The 12,055-nt window shown below is 68.3% G+C and carries 19 protein-coding genes; 8 read left to right on the top strand and 11 right to left on the bottom strand.

The genetic code is table 11. The annotated features are described in order from the left end of the window. Positions 1–83: 83 nt before the first annotated feature. Positions 84–212, top strand: coding sequence for a hypothetical protein (locus ACW172_RS16085; RefSeq protein ID WP_492032444.1), 129 nt, complete (start codon positions 84–86; stop codon positions 210–212). A gap of 66 nt (positions 213–278) precedes the next feature. On the opposite strand, the gene ACW172_RS16080 is transcribed toward ACW172_RS16085, so the two are convergent. Beyond that, entirely contained in the window at positions 279–1,313 is a 1,035-nt protein-coding gene (locus tag ACW172_RS16080) for a polyprenyl synthetase family protein (RefSeq protein WP_492032443.1), read from the bottom strand. Between the two features lie 130 nt (positions 1,314–1,443). Between ACW172_RS16080 and ACW172_RS16075 the strand changes: the two genes are divergently transcribed. Together ACW172_RS16075 and ACW172_RS16070 are read left to right on the top strand one after the other, a co-directional pair. Beyond that, complete coding sequence (locus ACW172_RS16075; protein WP_492032442.1) at positions 1,444–2,199, top strand: tRNA1(Val) (adenine(37)-N6)-methyltransferase; 756 nt, start codon at positions 1,444–1,446, stop codon at positions 2,197–2,199. Positions 2,200–2,205: 6 nt separating this feature from the next. Then, positions 2,206–2,430, top strand: coding sequence for a hypothetical protein (locus ACW172_RS16070; protein WP_492032441.1), 225 nt, complete (start codon positions 2,206–2,208; stop codon positions 2,428–2,430). On the opposite strand, the gene ACW172_RS16065 is transcribed toward ACW172_RS16070, so the two are convergent. Beyond that, entirely contained in the window at positions 2,427–2,798 is a 372-nt protein-coding gene (locus tag ACW172_RS16065) for a VOC family protein (RefSeq protein WP_492032440.1), read from the bottom strand. The genes ACW172_RS16070 and ACW172_RS16065 overlap by 4 nt on opposite strands. A gap of 160 nt (positions 2,799–2,958) precedes the next feature. On the opposite strand from ACW172_RS16065, the gene ACW172_RS16060 reads away from it, so the two are divergent. Then, positions 2,959–3,540, top strand: coding sequence for a hypothetical protein (locus tag ACW172_RS16060; protein ID WP_492032439.1), 582 nt, complete (start codon positions 2,959–2,961; stop codon positions 3,538–3,540). A 10-nt stretch (positions 3,541–3,550) separates the two neighbouring features. Here the strand turns inward: ACW172_RS16060 and ACW172_RS16055 are convergent, their stop codons facing one another. The 3 genes from ACW172_RS16055 to ACW172_RS16045 form a co-directional block, all read right to left on the bottom strand. Beyond that, positions 3,551–3,946 carry a DUF1489 family protein gene (locus ACW172_RS16055; RefSeq protein ID WP_492032438.1) on the bottom strand — a complete coding sequence of 132 codons (396 nt, stop codon included), beginning with the start codon at positions 3,944–3,946 and terminating at the stop codon, positions 3,551–3,553. A 51-nt stretch (positions 3,947–3,997) separates the two neighbouring features. Continuing rightward, positions 3,998–4,465, bottom strand: coding sequence for a hypothetical protein (locus ACW172_RS16050; protein ID WP_492032437.1), 468 nt, complete (start codon positions 4,463–4,465; stop codon positions 3,998–4,000). Positions 4,466–4,533: 68 nt separating this feature from the next. After that, entirely contained in the window at positions 4,534–5,403 is an 870-nt protein-coding gene (locus ACW172_RS16045; RefSeq protein WP_492032436.1) for a 50S ribosomal protein L11 methyltransferase, read from the bottom strand. Between the two features lie 86 nt (positions 5,404–5,489). On the opposite strand from ACW172_RS16045, the gene ACW172_RS16040 reads away from it, so the two are divergent. Beyond that, complete coding sequence (locus tag ACW172_RS16040) at positions 5,490–6,185, top strand: hypothetical protein (RefSeq protein ID WP_492032435.1); 696 nt, start codon at positions 5,490–5,492, stop codon at positions 6,183–6,185. A gap of 84 nt (positions 6,186–6,269) precedes the next feature. Here the strand turns inward: ACW172_RS16040 and ACW172_RS16035 are convergent, their stop codons facing one another. From ACW172_RS16035 to ACW172_RS16025, 3 genes are all read right to left on the bottom strand, one after another. Then, positions 6,270–6,482 carry a DUF3126 family protein gene (locus ACW172_RS16035; RefSeq protein WP_492032434.1) on the bottom strand — a complete coding sequence of 71 codons (213 nt, stop codon included), beginning with the start codon at positions 6,480–6,482 and terminating at the stop codon, positions 6,270–6,272. A gap of 68 nt (positions 6,483–6,550) precedes the next feature. Continuing rightward, positions 6,551–7,396: a serine O-acetyltransferase gene (gene cysE / locus ACW172_RS16030; protein WP_492032433.1), complete on the bottom strand. Its 846-nt coding sequence runs from the start codon at positions 7,394–7,396 to the stop codon at positions 6,551–6,553. Between the two features lie 26 nt (positions 7,397–7,422). Continuing rightward, positions 7,423–8,076: an NUDIX domain-containing protein gene (locus tag ACW172_RS16025; RefSeq protein WP_492032432.1), complete on the bottom strand. Its 654-nt coding sequence runs from the start codon at positions 8,074–8,076 to the stop codon at positions 7,423–7,425. A 45-nt stretch (positions 8,077–8,121) separates the two neighbouring features. On the opposite strand from ACW172_RS16025, the gene ACW172_RS16020 reads away from it, so the two are divergent. Then, a complete protein-coding gene (locus ACW172_RS16020; protein WP_492032431.1) occupies positions 8,122–8,733 on the top strand; it encodes a nitroreductase family protein in 612 nt (203 codons plus the stop codon). A 3-nt stretch (positions 8,734–8,736) separates the two neighbouring features. Here the strand turns inward: ACW172_RS16020 and ACW172_RS16015 are convergent, their stop codons facing one another. Beyond that, positions 8,737–9,636 (bottom strand): AraC family transcriptional regulator, encoded by a 900-nt coding sequence (locus ACW172_RS16015; protein WP_492032430.1) that lies wholly within the window; start codon positions 9,634–9,636, stop codon positions 8,737–8,739. 145 nt (positions 9,637–9,781) lie between these two features. On the opposite strand from ACW172_RS16015, the gene ACW172_RS16010 reads away from it, so the two are divergent. After that, positions 9,782–10,666: an oxidoreductase gene (locus ACW172_RS16010; protein ID WP_492032429.1), complete on the top strand. Its 885-nt coding sequence runs from the start codon at positions 9,782–9,784 to the stop codon at positions 10,664–10,666. A 41-nt stretch (positions 10,667–10,707) separates the two neighbouring features. Here ACW172_RS16010 and ACW172_RS16005 read toward each other — a convergent pair whose 3' ends face one another. Beyond that, positions 10,708–11,151: a hypothetical protein gene (locus ACW172_RS16005; protein WP_492032428.1), complete on the bottom strand. Its 444-nt coding sequence runs from the start codon at positions 11,149–11,151 to the stop codon at positions 10,708–10,710. 94 nt (positions 11,152–11,245) lie between these two features. On the opposite strand from ACW172_RS16005, the gene ACW172_RS16000 reads away from it, so the two are divergent. Then, a complete protein-coding gene (locus ACW172_RS16000; RefSeq protein WP_492032427.1) occupies positions 11,246–11,389 on the top strand; it encodes a hypothetical protein in 144 nt (47 codons plus the stop codon). A gap of 13 nt (positions 11,390–11,402) precedes the next feature. Here ACW172_RS16000 and ACW172_RS15995 read toward each other — a convergent pair whose 3' ends face one another. Beyond that, the gene (locus ACW172_RS15995) at positions 11,403–12,014 is read right to left on the bottom strand and encodes a hypothetical protein (protein ID WP_492032426.1); all 612 of its coding nucleotides are present in this window, start codon (positions 12,012–12,014) and stop codon (positions 11,403–11,405) included. Positions 12,015–12,055: the final 41 nt, after the last annotated feature.

Below are 12,055 nucleotides of genomic sequence, written 5' to 3'. Positions count from 1 at the left end.
ACGCTTTGCGTTCAGCCTGAATGGCGTTAACCTCGGGCGTAATGTGTTCCGGGGCGATTCAACGTTCCGGCAGGGAGGCTGAAATGGTCCATCAGGATCCTCAGGCGCGTCACACCTTCTCGCTGTTCTCGGCGGCGGGACTGCTGGCGGCCGGCATGGTCTGCGGCGTCTTCTGGCGCGAGATCGCCCACGCGGTTCTCAGGCTGACCTGAGCCGCGTCGCTTTCCGATTCGATGAACCGGGCTCGCACGGCCCGGCTGCTTCCCTTTACGCCGCCGTCAGGCGGCGCGACTGACGGCAAAGTCCGCCAGCTGATCCAGCGCATCGCGCCAGTCGCTGTGCGGCAGCACCCGCAGGGCCGCCTTGGCCGCGTCGGCATAGTCGCCGGCCGCATCCAGGGTCGCCGTCACCGATCCGGTGCCGATGATCAGTTCGCGCGCCCGGCGGAAGTCGTCCTCGGTGCGCTCGCCCTTGGTGATGGTCCGGTCCCAGAAGGCGTCCTCGCGCCCCTTGGTCCTGGCCATGGCCAGCAGCAGCGGCAGGGTGACCTTGCCTTCGCGGAAGTCGTCGCCCGCGTTCTTGCCCAGGGCCTCGCTGGAGCCGCCATAGTCCAGGGCGTCGTCGGCCAGCTGGAAGGCCAGACCCAGGTTCAGACCATAGGACCGCAGGGCCGCCACGGCCGCGTCGTCGGCGCCCGCCCCCACTGCCCCGGCCTCGGCCGCCGCGGCGAACAGTTCGGCGGTCTTGGCCGAGATGATCTGCAGATAGGTATCGCGGTCCAGGTTCAGGTCGTGGGCGCGCGTCAGCTGCAGCACCTCGCCCGCCGCGATCACGCTGGACGCCCGCGCCAGAATGCCCAAAGCCCGCATCTGGCCGGTCTCGACCATCAGCTCGAAAGCCCGGGCGAACAGGAAGTCGCCGACCAGCACGCTCGTGGCCGAGCCCCAGATCAGATGGGCTGCGACCTTGCCGCGCCGCCGCTCCGACCCGTCCACGACGTCGTCGTGCAGCAGGGTGGCGGTGTGGATGAACTCGACCGAGGCGGCCAGCTTGAGCGGGTGTTCGATGCTTCCACCGGCGGCGCGCGCGGCCGCCACGGTGATCAGGGGCCGCATCCGCTTGCCGCCCGCCGCCACGATATGTTCGGCCAGCAGCGGAATCACCGGCACGTCGGACTGCATCCGGTCGATGATCAGGGCGTCGACGGCGGCCATGTCAGCCTGGGCCAGACGCGCCAGGGCCTCGACGTCGCCCGTCGGCCGGGCGCTGCGCCCGTCAGAGGGCCGGTCGGAGGTCAGGGTGACGGCGTCCACGCAAAACTCTTTCGAAACCCGGGCGCGAAAGGGGGGAAACGCCCGTCAGAAGTCGTCCCGTCTTGCGACGGGCCGATTGGCGGGACAATGGTGGTCGGGCCATGATGGGTCAAGCCGCGTGACGTCCGTATTGACATCGGAATCCCCGGGAACGGAGGTCGCCGAAAGCGCCCTGCTGGGCGGTCGCGTCCGGCTGCGCCAGCCGGTGAGCGGCTACCGCGCCGGAATGGACGCCGCCCTCCTCGCGGCCGCCGTCAATGCGAAGCCGGGGGATCGGGTGTTCGAGGCCGGCTGCGGCGCCGGCGCCGTCCTGACCCAAGTCGCCGCCCGCCGTCCCGAGGCCGTGTTGACCGGGCTGGAGCGGGACCCTGCGGCGGCCGCCCTCGCCCGCGAAAACGCCGCCCTCAATGGATTTGAGGGCCGCATGACCGTCCTGACCGGCGACGTCGCCGACAGCTTTCGGCCGCTGGATCTGAAGCCCTTCGACTGGGCCGTCTCCAACCCGCCCTTCTTCGACGACGCGGGCGCCTTGCGCGCCCCTGCCCCCGGCAAGCGCGGCGCCTGGATGGCCGACGACGGCCTTGCCGCCTGGTCCTCGATCCTGCTCAAGGCGACCCGCGAAGGCGGCCGCATTCTGATGATCCACCGCGCCGACCGTCTGGCGGACATTTTTTCCACCCTGGGCGAAAAGGCGGGCTCCTTCACCATCCTGCCCATCCAGCCCTTCGCCGATCAGCCCGCCAAACGCGTCCTCGTCCAGGCCGTCCGCACCGGCCGCGCCCCGCTGAAACTCCTCCCCGCCCTGATCCTCCACGACCGTTCCGGCGCCAAACACACCCCCGAGGCCGAAGCGATTCTCCGCGGCGAGGCGGGGCTGGAGCTCTAGGTCTCGATGCACAGCGCCAACGCCCATCTGCAGCGAAAGAGCCTGACCCTGAACCAGCTCGAACGGCTCAGAGCCCAGCTCGTCGACGAGGTGGAGCGCTACAAGGTCGCCATCCGGGGATACTCGCCCGAGAAGATGGCTCAATACGGCGCGCCCTATCTTGCGATGCTCGAATCCCGGGTCGCCGATGTCGATGCGGAGATCGCGGGTCGGGGCGCCCCGCCACCTTAGCCGATCACCTCGCAGAACATGATCCGGTGCCCGTCCGGCGTCCGCACCGCCATCTCGCGCAGCCCCCACGGCTTGTCCGTCGGCCCGTTCAGGATCTCGGCCCCGCGCGGCGCGATCTCGGCGTGATAGTCGTCCAGCCCCTCGACGAAGATCCGCGCGATCCACGAATGGTCGCCCAGGGTCTTCGCCTCGGGCACGCCGATGCATTCGCCCATGTCGAACCGCGCCGTGCCCCGCTGCACGAACCGCCAGCCGGGCGCGTCGATGTCCAGCGGCTCGAACGCCAGCTTGTCCACGAAGTACGCCTGCGTCGCCGCCACATCGTGGACGGCCGTCACATAGCAGCACTGGCCGAACGTGGCGGTCATGGCGGTCTCCCTTACCGAAGCCGCCACCCTACTCCGCTTCCTGCACGGCGAAACCCGTGCCCGACAGCCGGGGTAAGCTTGACTTTAAATCGCACTGACCGCCGTTTGTCGCGCTGCCTCCGTAGATTCAGGCGATGGCGGCAACCATGAGGGGGAATGCATGGATCGGTTCGAATATCTGATCGGACTGGTGTCGCTGATCGTTGGCCTCGGTCTGGCGGATCTGGCCACAAGTCTGCATCGGCTGATCAAACAGCGCGCCCGGGTCAAATGGGACGCCCTCGCCCTCGCCACCGCCGGCTTCGCCGGGTTCATGCAGGTCTGGATCTGGTACAACATCTGGGACCTGAAAGGCTTTCAGGGCGTCGGCGGCTTCTGGTTCTATCTGTCGCTCCTGATGGAGATGGGACTGCTGTTTCTCGCCACCGCGGCCTGCCTGCCCGACGAGGCCGAGCTGGCCGAAGGCGAAGGCCTGGACCTGACCGCCTACCTCGCGCGCCATCGCCGTTACATCTGGATCCTGTTCAGCCTGTTCTTCACGTCCTACGCCCTGCGGTTCGTCTATTTCGCGAGCCGCCACGGCGTGCTCACCCCCCGCGAGCTGATCTACATCGCCGTGCTTTGTATTCCGGTCGTGCTTTGCGTCGCCTCCGCCATGGTCCGCCGGCGAGCGATCCAGTGGGCTCTGATGGTGATCCTGATCGGGCTCGCCGCCGCCTCCGCAATCGGAATGACGATCTGACGGAGCACTTTTACCAGGCGCCCATCTCGCGCAGCTGGATCGCCAGATCGTCCGGCAGATCGCCCGCGTCCATCGTCGTCAGATCGACCGGCGCGTCCTTCGGCTCCAGGTAACGCCAGCCCTGGAAGGGCCTACGCGCCTGCGGGGCCGTGCGGATCACCTCGGGAGCCAGGGTGATCAGGCATTCGCTGGCCTTGCCCTCGCCGCGCGTGGTGATGTCGGTGATCGGCATGCGGCACTGGATGACGCCCTTGGTCACCCAGTAGAGGGAGCCGCCGTCCTCCATCTCGGCCGCCCGCTTGGGCGTCATCCGGGTGTGGACGACCAGCGGCCCCTTGCGGGCGCGCTCCTCCAGCCATTCGACATTGTCCACGCCGACGCTGAGCTTGATCATGTGCAGAGGCATGACGCGCCTCTAGCACCTCAGGCCCCCTTCAGGGCAAGCGCGACCTTTGGATCAGGGCTGCGGCGACGTCGGGGTGATCACCGCCACGCCGCTCGACGGCGCGGGGGTCACGACGGCGGGCGGAGCCGAGCGCGCCTCAGCCGCGCGGGCCTCGCTGTCGGCGCGCTGGGCCTCGGCCTGGGCGCGGGCGGCGTCGGCGCGCGCCAGGGCCAGGCTCTGCTGCCCGCCGGCAATCTGGCCCTGAACGGCGGCCACGTCGGCCGAGGCCTGGGCCTGGGCCACGGCTTGCGCGGCCTGCGCTTCCGCCAGCCGCGCCTCGGTATCGTCCGTGGGCGTTGTCGCCCGCGAGGCCAGGATCCAGAACACGGCGATGACGATCACCATCGCCAGCCCGCCCGCGATCCACCAGCCGGTGTTGGACTCGCGCCGCACGATCACGGTCTCCGTATAGACCGGCTCGCCCGGCAGGGGCCGCCCCGAACCGGGCATGGGATCAAGCTTGGGGTCGTACTGGGTCATGGGGTTCCTCCCGCCACTAAGCCCCCGAAACGGCCCCTGACGGCGGGAGTTCCCCAGGGAGCGTCCTGTTAACCCATCCGGCGCAGCACCAGGGCGCTCCAGGCGTCGCGATGGATGCGCCGCTCCAGCCGGAATCCCTTGGACAGATAGGCCGCCGTCACCCGCCGCTCCTGCGTCCGCAGCAGGCCGGACAGGATGGCCACCCCGCCGAGGCGCAGCGCCAGCTTGATGTCCTGCGACAGGGCCACCAGCGGCGGGGCCAGGATATTGGCGAAGACCAGATCGTAAGGCCCATCCTTGCGCACCATCTGGTCGTTCAGACCCGAGGCGTGGACGAAGCGCGCCTTGGCCTGATTGAGTTTGGCGTTCTCATTGGCGATGCGGACCGAGGGGCCGTCGATGTCCGTGCCGACGGCGATGCGGCTGCCGGTCTTGGCCGCCGCGATGGCCAGCACGCCCGTACCGCAGCCGACGTCCAGAACGCGTTCGAACTTCTCGCGCTTGAGCAGTTCGTCATAGGCCAGCAGACAGCCGACCGTCGTGCCGTGGTGGCCGGTGCCAAAGGCGGCGCCCGCGTCGATCTTCAGGGCCACCGCGCTGGCGGGCACCAGACCCTGGTCATGGGCGCCATAGACGAAGAACCGTCCGGCCTTCACCGGCGGCAGTCCCGACAGCGACATGGCCAGCCAGTCGGCGTCGGCCAGGACCTCGACCGTCACCGTCACGCCCGGATGATCGGCCAGCCGCGCCTGGATCCCGGCCGCCTCCTCGTCCGTCGTGGGGAAGGCGTCGATACGCCAGATGCCCTTGTCCTCATCCTCCTCGAGGATGGAATAGGTCGCGCCTTCCAGCATGACGTCGGCGTCGATCGCCTCGGCGGCGGCCTCGGCCTCGGCGCGCGGGCCGCGTGCGATTATCTGAACTGCGGTTTGGGACATTTTGTTAAAGGCCAGTACTATATCGAATCGATGCAATTACGGACGCCGGACCGGCGTTCTTTCCAACCGAGGGGTCGGCGAGTTCTATGGCTAAAGCACCATCCAAACCCGCGTCGGCGAAACCCGCCGCCGCTTCCAAGCCCAAACCGGCGGCAAAGTCGAGCGCCGCGAAGCCCGTCGCTGCGAAAACCGCCCCGAAAGCTGCGCCCAAGGCCGCTCCGGCGACCGCCGCCAAGACCGCTGCGCCCAAGGCCGTGAAGGCCGCCCCGAAGCCGGCGGCGAAACCCGCTGCCAAGCCTGCCGCCGCCCCCAAGGCCGCCGCTGCGAAGGCCGCGCCCGCCAAGGCCGCTGCGCCCAAGCCCGCCGCCAAGCCTGCCGCCGCCCCGAAGGCCGCAGCAAAGCCGGCCGCCAAGGCTGCCCCGAAACCCGCCGCCAAACCCGCTGCCGCGCCCAAGGCCGCCGCTGCTCCCAAGGCCGTGAAGACGCCCGCCGCCAAGCCGGCCGCCAAGACCGCGACCAAGACCGCCGCTCCGAAGGCCGCTGCGAAACCGGCTGCCGCGCCCAAGCCCGCCGCACCGAAGCCGGTCGAGGCTCCGAAGCCCGCGCCGGTCGCCGCTGCTCCGGTCGCCGCTCCTGCCCCGACCCCGACCCCGACCCCGGCTCCCGCGCCCAAGCCCGCCCCGGTCGCTGCGGCTCCGGCCGCTCCGGCTCCGGCTCCTGCTCCGGTCAAGCCCAAGGGCTTCCTGGCCAAGCTCGGCGACGCCATCTTCGGCAAGCGCTGATCTCGGCGCTCCAAGGCTGAAAAACAAAACCCCCGGGCGGTTCGAACCGCCCGGGGGTTTTTCTTTGTCCGTCATGCGAACCGGTCAGTCGGCCGGCAGGTCTTCCGACAGGATGGCCATTTCGAACATGAAGCTGCCGTCCTCATCCTCGTCGTCGAAGACCACGCCGACGAACTCGTCGCCGACATAGACCTCGGCCGAGTCGTTCACCTTCGGACGGGGCTTCACGATGATGCCGCCCGTGTTGAAGGTGCGCTTCAGATGCGCCTCGATGCGCTTCATGTCGTTGGTGTTCATCGGGGCCTCGGCGGTCTCGGTTGGAATCTGGTGGCGGACCCTAGTCGCAGAGCCCGCAAGGGGAAACCCTAGATCGAGAAGTCGTAGACCACATCGGCGAGCGTATGATCCATCGTCCGGGCCGGCTCGGCGCCCGTGGGGCAGTTGACCAGCCGCGCCGGCACCCCGGCGACGGTGCAGCCCGACGGCACGGGCTTCAGCACCACCGACCCCGAGGCCACCTTGGCGTAGTCGCCGATCTGGATATTGCCCAGCACCTTGGCCCCGGCGCCCAGCAGCACGCCCTTGCCGATCTTGGGGTGACGGTCGCCGCGTTCGGCCCCGGTTCCGCCCAGGGTCACGCCGTGCAGCATCGAGACCTCGTCGCCGACCACCGCCGTCTCGCCGATGACGATGCCGGTGCCGTGGTCGAGGAACAGCCCCTTGCCGAGCCGGGCGCCCGGATGGATGTCGATCTGGAACAGCTCGGAGATGCGGCTCTGGAAGTGGAAGGCCAGGGTCTCGCGCCCCTGGGTCCACAGCCAATGGGCCACCCGCGACGCCTGCAGCGCCTGGAAGCCCTTGAAATAGAGGAACGGCTGCAGCAGCGACCGGATCGCCGGATCGCGCTCGGCGACAGCCTGAAGGTCGGCCTCGGCGGCCGCCACGATCGAGGGGTCGGACCAGAAGGCGAAGGCGCAGACCTCGCGCACGCTCATCGGGGCCAGTTCGGCGTCGCCGATCTTGCGTGCGATCTGGAAACTCAGGGAGTTGGCCAGGTCGAGGTGCGACAGGATGGTCGCGTTCATCATCGAGCCCAGATGCGGCTCGCTGCGCGCCGCCTCCTCGGCCGAGGCGCGCAACTGGGCCCAGGTCGACGATGAACCGGTCGTCGCGTCCTGTCCCGCGATCACCTCAAGCTTGGGTTGGGTCATGTCTGCACGGCTCCGATGGTCAGGGACTATACCCGCGTCAGCATGGCGTGCGCCAGCCAGCCGGGCAGAAGCCCCTCCCTGGCCATATGGTAGGCCCTATATGCTGTCGCCACCGTAAACGAATCCCGGACCGCCCCGCGCCCGATCTCGTGGATCAGGCTCAGGAAGGGCACGCGCACCACGGTCATCACCTCGGTCGGGTCCGGGTCGGTCGGGACGGGGCTCAGGTCCCAGGCGATCCAGGCCATGGCCATCTCGTCGGTGACCGAGTTGGACAGCTCCATCGTCAGGCAGTGCCGCCAGCTCCGCGCCTTCAGCCCCGCCTCCTCCGCCAGCTCGCGCTGCACGCCCAGGAACGGGTCCTCGTCGAACGGCGCCCCGCCCTCGGGCATCTCCCAGGAATAGTTCATCAGGGCGAACCGCGCCTGTCCGACCAGGGTCACCGTCCCGTCCGAATGCACCGGCAGCACCCCCGTCGCCACGCTCTTCGGCCGCAGAACCCCGTACAGCACCTCATTGCCGGTCGGCGCCAGGGCCCGGTGCTCGGTCACCGTGACCCACGGGTTCTCATAGGCGGTCTTGCGCTCCAGATCCGTCCAGGCAGGCGTCGGCGGCAGACCCTCCGCCCAGGCGGGGATCGGTTGCGGGTTCGGAGTGGTCTTTTCAGCGTCGTCGGTCACTCCCGACCTATGGCGCAAGCCGCCTCCCGCGCCTAGCTAGGCGGCATGACCCAACTCCCGAAAGCGGCCGATCTCGGCGACCTCCTGCCCCAGCCCGTCCGCTCGCAGGAGCTTCTGAACCGGCTCTCGACGCGCCGCTCGGCCCCGGCCCAGACCCTGACCGCCCCCGGCCCGAACCCCGAGGAGGTCGCCGAGATCCTTCGCCTCGGCGCCCGCACCCCCGACCACGGCAAGCTGTTCCCCTGGCGCTTCGTGGTCATGGGCCCCGTGACCCGCGCCGACCTCGCCGAACGCCTCTCCGCCCTCGCCGTCCGTCAGGGCCTCGGCGGCAAGGCCCAGGCCGTGCTGGCCAAGCTGACGGCGGCCCCCGTCTCGATCCTCGTCATCTCCACCGCCGCCCCCGGCCTCAAGCCGGTCTGGGAGCAGGAGTTGTCCTCCGGCGCCGTCTGCATGAACATCGAACACGCCGCCGACGCCCTGGGCTACGCCGCCTGCTGGATCACCGACTGGTACAGCTATGACGCCGAAGCGCTTGAAATCCTTGGCGTGAAGGCCGGGGAGAAGGTCGCTGGCTTCATCCACATCGGCACGACCGCCGAGGCCCCGCTGGAGCGCGTCCGCCCCGACCTCTCGACCCTGACGATCACCCTGCCCTGAGGCCTAGACTGCCGCCGCCAGCGACGGATCGGCCCTCAGCCGCTCCAGATCCCGGCCCGGCGGGCGTCCGAACTGGCGGCTGTATTCGCGGCTGAACTGGCTGGGGCTGTCATAGCCGACGGCGAAGCCGACGCCGGCGATATCGCCCCCCTGCCCCAGCAGCCGGTTGCGCGCCTCCTGCAGCCGCACCTGCTTCTGGTACTGCAGCGGGCTCATCGAGGTCACGGCCTTGAAGTGGCGGTGCAGCGAGGTCTCGCTCATCCCCGCCAGCGCCGCCAAACCGCCGATGGTCATCGGCTCGGCATAGTGGGTGCGGATCCAGCGGATCGCCCGTTTGACCTGGGCCAGCCGCCCGTCGACGGCCGCGATCTGGCGCACCATGGCCGCGTGCTCGCCCTGCATCAGCCGCCACAGCAACTCGCGCCGGATCATCGGGGCCAGCACCGTGGCGTCGCCCGGCCGGTCCAGCAGCCGCACCAGACGCGTCACCGTATCCACCATCTCGGCGTCCATGGCGCTGACCGCCAGCGCCCGGATCGGGGTCTCGTCGGCGGCCAGCCCGCCCTCGGTCTCGATCAGCAGCTCCGCCGCCGTCGCCGGGTCCAGCGGCAGCCCGAGGGCCAGATAGGGCGCCGTCAGCACCTGCCCGCTGACCGGCAGATCGGCAGAGACCACCAGATAGTCGCCCGCCCGATAGGAATGGCTTTCACTGCCCAGCGTCGTCTGCTTGGCGCCCTCCAGAATGACGCAGAGCATGGGCTCATAGACGATCTGCTGGGCGTCAGTGACGATGTCGCTGGCCAGGATGCTGATGCCGGGCAGCAGCACCGGCGCGGTGCCGTCCTGCGGGCCTTCGCCCAGTCGGCTCCGCACCAGGGCGGCGAGTTCGTGCAAGCGTTCCATGCCCACACTCAACGCCTGCGGGACCACGCGCGCAAGCCCGCATCGCCGGCTGGCAGGATCGTGCAAGAGGCTGGCGGCATCCGTCTACGTTCCCGGGCCGGTCAGGGCGCACAAGACGGTCATCCCAACCACAGGAGATACCGAGATGACCAACACCACTCCCCGCACCTGGTTCATCACCGGCGCAGCCCGCGGCCTCGGCGCCGCCATCGCCCGCGCCGCCCTCGACGCCGGCGACAATGTCGTCGTCGCAGGCCGCAACCGCGACGCCCTGATCAAGGTGGTCGGCCCGGACTCCGACCGCGTCCTCTCGGTCGCCCTCGACGTCGCCGACCTGACCGCCGCCCAGCCCGCCGTCAACGCCGCCCTCGCCCGGTTCGGCCGCATCGACGTGCTCGTGAACAACGCCGGCTATGGCCATCTCGGCATGTTCGAGGAAACCACCGCCGCCGACGCCCAGAGCCAGTACGACACCAATGTCTTCGGCCTGATGTCGGTCACCCGCGCAGTCCTGCCCTCGATGCGCGCCAACCGGTCCGGCCGCATCTTCAACGTCTCCTCCATCGGCGGCATGGTCGGCGGCGAGAGCGGGACCCTGTACTGCGCCTCCAAGTTCGCTGTCGAGGGCTTCTCGGAGTCCCTCGCCGGAGAGGTCGCCCGCTTCGGCATTCAGGTGACCATCGTCGAGCCGGGCTTCTTCCGCACCGACTTCCTGGAGCCCACCTCGGTCAAGCACGGCACGACCCCCGTCGCCGACTACGCCGAGGCCTCCGCCGCCCTGAAGAGCTTCTACGACGGCCGCAGCCGCAATCAGGCGGGCGACCCGGCCAGGCTCGGCCAGGCGCTGGTCACCCTCGTCAACGCCCCGCAGCAGCCGGTCCGCTGGGCCGCGGGCTCGGACGGCCTTAGCCTGATCCAGGGCAAGATCAACAGCCTGCAGGCAGAGCTCGACGCCTGGAAGGACCTGACCCTGTCCACCGACGGCGACTTCGACTTCCGTCCGGAAGCCGCGACGGGCGCCTGGGGCTGAGCCGAAGCGTCCTTCTCTTCCGCAAGGGGGAGAAGGACGCCCTACCCGCGGAGGCACACCGGTTTGCCGTCCCGCATGACGCCGGCGGACCGTCCCCAGACGTGCCGCAGGGTGTGCAGCCTGACCCTGTCGCCGACCTGACAGGCGTCCTGCGGCCTTATCGGAACCCGGTCCCGCCCGCCCTCGAAGGCGACATAGGCCACGGCCTGACTGCCGAAATCGGTCTCCGAAAGACCGAACCCCTCGATCCGCCCTTCCACGACCTCGGACTTCGCCACCGGCCATAGCACCAGCGCGACGCCGATCATGATCACCACCGCCATGGCCAGTGTGAGCCCGCAGCCGAGGCTGGTCGCGCGCCGCTCCAGCCACCAGAACCGGACCAGATCGCGCGGAGCCCAGCGCCGCGGGCTCAAGCGGCGGCCTTCGGCGTCGGCCGCCTGTACGGACTGTCGAACATGGTGCCCCTCCCCGGTCGGATCCACAAAGACGATCCCGCACCAGACGTCGGTTGACCAGCCCCCGACCCGCCACAATCGGCGCGCTTACTCCCCTTCGATCTTCGGAGGGGAGTGAGCCATGTTCCGCCGCCTGCGCCTGCCTGCCGCCCTGATCCTCGCCGCCGCCGCGCTCGGCCTCACCGCCTGCGTCGGCGTCCTCGACCGCTGCGCCGACGGCCTGAACCCGCCGCCCGGCGGCTGGGATCGTCACGGTCCAGGTTAGGCTTCCGATAAGCCTACAGGCGCACGGACCGATCCAGCCAAAGATGCCAACCTTCATGTCGGTTGTCTGTTATTTCAACGAACGCTTTGAAAGCTTCTGCATGCGAAGGCAGATCTGTAGATTTTGCAGCGAGCAAATTGCCGACGAACGTAGATAGTTCCTTGAATTTTATGTATCCTGGATCCGAGGCATACCCATAGGAAACGCTTTCCCCCTTCTGTATATTTTCTCTAAGGAACTGGAAGGATTGCCTCAAAACACCCAACCGATCCAAATCTTCGTCACTTAGAATTCTTTCGGAAGAAATTTTTAGTAAAACTGACTCAATATTTCCCTCAACCGAAGAGGCCATCGCATGAAGTTCGATTTGCTTTTCTAAAAGATCAGATTTGTTCGTTATAGTTTTCTTGCACCAATTCCACTGCTTCCATACAGAGATAAAATCTCCATAACTCGTATAAAAGCTGTTCGCGAGCGCCATCTCGAGCTCTCGCCGCTTTTGCCGATAGCTCCACATCGCGGAAAAGCGTTGCCCCAGAAAACCGGCAAGCAAGACTGTGGCGGTCGGCCCGACAGCTGCAACTACACCTTTCTCCAGAAAGCCAAGCCAGCTAAAATCAGTCAAACCGCCCCCCGAATTTTCAACTCGCGTCAGAAACTGGCACC

The sequence above is a fragment of the Brevundimonas sp. ALps5 genome (assembly GCF_058681645.1).
This window is presented reverse-complemented; position numbering and strand designations above follow the sequence as displayed.

Excerpts from the sequence above, each read along its gene's own strand:
- ACW172_RS16015 (WP_492032430.1), bottom strand. The coding sequence starts at position 9,636 with ATGGAACGCTTGCACGAACTCGCCGCCCTGGTGCGGAGCCGACTGGGC.
- ACW172_RS16050 (WP_492032437.1), bottom strand. The coding sequence starts at position 4,465 with ATGACCCAGTACGACCCCAAGCTTGATCCCATGCCCGGTTCGGGGCGG.
- ACW172_RS16040 (WP_492032435.1), top strand. The coding sequence starts at position 5,490 with ATGGCTAAAGCACCATCCAAACCCGCGTCGGCGAAACCCGCCGCCGCT.
- ACW172_RS16045 (WP_492032436.1), bottom strand. The coding sequence starts at position 5,403 with ATGTCCCAAACCGCAGTTCAGATAATCGCACGCGGCCCGCGCGCCGAG.
- ACW172_RS16020 (WP_492032431.1), top strand. The coding sequence starts at position 8,122 with ATGACCCAACTCCCGAAAGCGGCCGATCTCGGCGACCTCCTGCCCCAG.
- ACW172_RS16055 (WP_492032438.1), bottom strand. The coding sequence starts at position 3,946 with ATGCCTCTGCACATGATCAAGCTCAGCGTCGGCGTGGACAATGTCGAA.
- ACW172_RS16035 (WP_492032434.1), bottom strand. The coding sequence starts at position 6,482 with ATGAACACCAACGACATGAAGCGCATCGAGGCGCATCTGAAGCGCACC.
- ACW172_RS16070 (WP_492032441.1), top strand. The coding sequence starts at position 2,206 with ATGCACAGCGCCAACGCCCATCTGCAGCGAAAGAGCCTGACCCTGAAC.
- ACW172_RS16010 (WP_492032429.1), top strand. The coding sequence starts at position 9,782 with ATGACCAACACCACTCCCCGCACCTGGTTCATCACCGGCGCAGCCCGC.
- ACW172_RS16000 (WP_492032427.1), top strand. The coding sequence starts at position 11,246 with ATGTTCCGCCGCCTGCGCCTGCCTGCCGCCCTGATCCTCGCCGCCGCC.
- ACW172_RS16065 (WP_492032440.1), bottom strand. The coding sequence starts at position 2,798 with ATGACCGCCACGTTCGGCCAGTGCTGCTATGTGACGGCCGTCCACGAT.
- ACW172_RS16085 (WP_492032444.1), top strand. The coding sequence starts at position 84 with ATGGTCCATCAGGATCCTCAGGCGCGTCACACCTTCTCGCTGTTCTCG.
- ACW172_RS16060 (WP_492032439.1), top strand. The coding sequence starts at position 2,959 with ATGGATCGGTTCGAATATCTGATCGGACTGGTGTCGCTGATCGTTGGC.
- cysE (WP_492032433.1), bottom strand. The coding sequence starts at position 7,396 with ATGACCCAACCCAAGCTTGAGGTGATCGCGGGACAGGACGCGACGACC.